Genomic DNA, 3,027 nt, shown 5'->3' on the forward strand with positions numbered 1-3,027 from the left:
AGAAGTAGTACTCGGTTACTCTAGGAGCATTTATAGCAATAGTTACGATCACTACAACAATCGCAATCCAGTAATCACCACTTTTTAGTAACTCAACAACTAAGTCCATTTATCGCGAAAGTCTCCTAATCTTTATAACGCCGCATTAAGGTGTGAGCAACGCTGCCACCTAACCTAAACCTTGCCACCGTAAACACAAAACCCAACGATGGAATGAAAAATGCCAAGCGTTGGGAATCACTCTTAAATGCTTTGTTATTCAACACTTACATGTCAGCAACCGATTCGTAGAATGCTAATACGTCAAATGGCTTACTGAAAAAACTGCTGTTTGTTAAAAACGTTTTGATTTCCCCACTTAAAGCATCAAATTTAGCTTGCGACTCTGTATTAAATGGAAATGTAATCTTCTCCGTCGCTTCAACTAATTCCAAAGTACTCTGACGCTTAGCATTGTTTTTTGCAATAAGAATACTGTACGCCAATTCTTTTTTCTCGCTAAAACTACAGCGTTCAATCGCTAAATAATTAATATGAGCTAATACCGGAGTAAGTTCCTCAAGTCTTTGCTTTGCAAATTTTAAGGTCTCTTCATCGGGTTTATTTTTCGTTGAGATCTTACTACAAACGGCTATACGAGAGCCCAAAGCATCTATTGAATTATTTAAGTCAGTGAATAGCTTATCTTCAACACTTTGACCTGCATTGGAAATAATTGAAAATACCATCAAAAAAAATGTAAGAGCTATTCTCATAATTTACACCCATCAGATATAGCTTTCCAAAACCTGTACTGCTTTCTGTCTGTTACATGCTCTAAGGCTTGTTCCGTAGCAATGTTTTCAATTTGTCTAAGCTTAATAACGGTAAGAGCGCTGTAGGATTTGAAGTAATACTCCCAGTTTGCTTGAGTTATATTCCACGCAGTTTGTCCTGCATCAGAAGAAACACCTCTACCGACTGCGATACTAACATCTCGTGCTTTATGCATAGTATCGCTTGCTGGAATTGCAGAGATAGCTTTGGTTACACCACTACTCCCTGCTCCTTTGACTACATTTCCACCAAAGATATTAATTAAGTTTCCAAGTGAGATAAAGAATTGCGCACTTTTCTCCAATTCATGTAGCTCATTTATTCTGTCTATCGCGGCTAAGCTTTTATCATCAAAAACAACACCGACGATTGCTGGACACTTTTCCATGTTTAACTTCCTCCATATGAATAATGAAGCACATCTTACAACAGTAGAAAGTTAAAACTTGTAGCATATGTGTGAATAGGGACGAAATTCGAAATGTTCGTGTTGCATAACGCCGCATTAAGGTGTGAACGACGCTTGGCTATACTTGAGCGAAGCGAAACTGCCAAGCGTTGCGAATCACTCTTAAATGCTTTGTTATAAATCAGCTAGCTTAAGACCTGAACGCTCAATGTACTCATCAACAGTACCAGTTACATCATGAATTTTTGCAATGCTATATTCATAGCGCTGAATCTTACCTGTATCAATACATGGAGGAGGTATGATTGCCCTTGCTCCATCGACAGAAACTAACAATATCCTATCGATAAATGCTCCGTCATAATAGAGTTCATACCAGTACCCTACAGCTTTGGAATTAGGGTGGCAATTTGCCCATGTCTCTCTAAAATCGTCATTTTGAATACCATCTTCAGTGTATTTTGCACGCACCCTCAATCTTGGATCTTCTTTTAGGAATCTCTCACTTGCCCAATCAAGACTTATTCCATGCCAATCATTTTTATAATCCGTTGTGGGAATAAAAGTGAGTATTTCTTCAAATGACATATCCCGAACGGGCTTACGGTCAGGATAGAAATATTCGGCGATTGAGGGAAGCGCAAAAAATAACGAACTTAGTAATCCCAAGAAAAATGCAATAGGCTCAACTTCCTGACCACTGATCCAGATCAATCCAAATATTAAAGCCAATGTAAAAAACACTCCCCCAAACACTTTCAATGGATGAGTGTACTTTTTTATCCAAAGGCAGATTTTCTTAAAATATTGCTCCATAGTCCCTCTGATTTATAACGCCCTGCTAAGGGGTGAGCAACGCAATACCGAACCCGCCGCATACCACCTTAATTACTAAATTCAACGCATAGTAAAAATGCCACGCGTTGCGAATCCCTCTTGAGCAGTTTGTTATGTGATTTTGCTGGCGGAGTTTTGGATACTCTGAGTATGCTCGTCAAACTTAGACTTGATATCGCTATCTAAGATTTCACAGACTAAACTGCCCGCATGACTAAGGTATAAAGCCATATTTGCCACATAGAATATATCGCTTTCACAAGGTTCAGAAGCATGCACTACTAACTCAACATGATCCTTAGCGTCGTCTTTGCGAAAGTGTCGTTTAACAATGCTACCCAACGAACTATGGGCTTCAGAACACAAGTATGCATATAAACCTTTATACTCATTTTCCATTCCCGCCAGTTGAAACTTATCTAAAACCGAATAACGCTTTTTACCGAGCTTTTCAGCCAGTTTCTTATTTTCTTCTTGGATTCGAGGTATCTCGGTATCAGCTAGATACACCAACGACGAAAAATATGGATTACCATCTTTCGCTTGCTTCAATTGCTTTAGATGAGAGTATCCATTATCCAAATCAAGAACATCAACATAGCCTTCACTATTCCTCAAATTTTTGAGGTCTACGTAATGCTCCATAAACGATCTAAACAACACAAGAGCACCTGTATGAACGTAGTCTCTTGTAAGTGTCTCAAATGATTGAGATAACTCAATCAAAGAACAATACAATCCAACTGAATATGCATGATACTTATAGTTATTTTGCATCTCCAATTGAACTACATGTTCATTAGCAAACTCTATTGCTTTTTTTAATACTTCAGAGCTCATAATTTTCCTAATCACATAACGCCTTGCTAAGGTGTGAGCGAGCTATTGTCAAATGTGGTGTATGGAAGATCATGCAGTAGCTTGTTGATGAGTCTCCATTTCTTTCACTCCATTGATGAAGCGAA

4 protein-coding genes are annotated in these 3,027 nt (G+C 38.4%); all 4 read right to left on the reverse strand.

Going from position 1 to position 3,027, the window contains the following annotated elements:
* Positions 1 to 266: 266 nt before the first annotated feature.
* The 4 genes from VJL_RS27160 to VJL_RS27175 all read right to left on the reverse strand — a co-directional run bounded on the left by VJL_RS27160 (position 267) and on the right by VJL_RS27175 (position 2,902).
* Positions 267 to 755: a hypothetical protein gene (locus VJL_RS27160; protein ID WP_038882469.1), complete on the reverse strand. Its 489-nt coding sequence runs from the start codon at positions 753 to 755 to the stop codon at positions 267 to 269.
* Entirely contained in the window at positions 752 to 1,204 is a 453-nt protein-coding gene (locus tag VJL_RS27165) for a hypothetical protein (RefSeq protein ID WP_025543425.1), read from the reverse strand. Before VJL_RS27165 ends, VJL_RS27160 begins: the two co-directional genes overlap by 4 nt.
* Positions 1,205 to 1,399: 195 nt before the next feature.
* Positions 1,400 to 2,041 (reverse strand): hypothetical protein, encoded by a 642-nt coding sequence (locus tag VJL_RS27170; protein ID WP_038882470.1) that lies wholly within the window; start codon positions 2,039 to 2,041, stop codon positions 1,400 to 1,402.
* Positions 2,042 to 2,173: 132 nt separating this feature from the next.
* A complete protein-coding gene (locus VJL_RS27175; RefSeq protein WP_050568899.1) occupies positions 2,174 to 2,902 on the reverse strand; it encodes a DUF5677 domain-containing protein in 729 nt (242 codons plus the stop codon).
* Between the last annotated feature and the right edge of the window lie 125 nt (positions 2,903 to 3,027).

It is taken from the genome of Vibrio jasicida CAIM 1864 = LMG 25398 (assembly GCF_000400365.1).
Lineage (GTDB): Bacteria > Pseudomonadota > Gammaproteobacteria > Enterobacterales > Vibrionaceae > Vibrio > Vibrio jasicida.

What these genes read in the sequence shown, in the direction of transcription:
- VJL_RS27160 (WP_038882469.1), bottom strand. Translation starts at nt 755, where the DNA reads ATGAGAATAGCTCTTACATTTTTTTTGATGGTATTTTCAATTATTTCC.
- VJL_RS27165 (WP_025543425.1), bottom strand. Translation starts at nt 1,204, where the DNA reads ATGGAAAAGTGTCCAGCAATCGTCGGTGTTGTTTTTGATGATAAAAGC.
- VJL_RS27170 (WP_038882470.1), bottom strand. Translation starts at nt 2,041, where the DNA reads ATGGAGCAATATTTTAAGAAAATCTGCCTTTGGATAAAAAAGTACACT.
- VJL_RS27175 (WP_050568899.1), bottom strand. Translation starts at nt 2,902, where the DNA reads ATGAGCTCTGAAGTATTAAAAAAAGCAATAGAGTTTGCTAATGAACAT.